The organism is Trabulsiella guamensis ATCC 49490 (assembly GCF_000734965.1).
GTDB lineage: Bacteria > Pseudomonadota > Gammaproteobacteria > Enterobacterales > Enterobacteriaceae > Trabulsiella > Trabulsiella guamensis.
Map to the genome: position 1 here is coordinate 1 of NZ_JMTB01000275.1, position 205 is coordinate 205.

Sequence of the window (205 nt, forward strand, 5' to 3'; positions counted from 1 at the left end):
GACTTTTCTTGAGATCGTCAGTGAAGGTGTCGCCATGTTCAATGCGAAGACCGGGCGCGATACTGAGATGTGCCGGGGTGAGCTGTCGTTTGATCAGGCATTTGAGCGCAGCTACAGCCAGTCCGCTATCACCCGCATGGTCGAGGAGCAATTACGCCAGTTAATGCTGCCCGCCGAAGCGGTGCGCGTGAAACCCACCGGCGAA

General features: G+C 57.6%; 1 protein-coding gene. It reads left to right on the top strand.

All coding sequences use genetic code 11. The features are described 5' to 3' along the window. Nucleotides 1–13: 13 nt before the first annotated feature. On the top strand, nucleotides 14–205 hold a 192-nt coding region (locus GTGU_RS23880), incomplete at its 3' end, for a transposase domain-containing protein (RefSeq protein ID WP_425427540.1).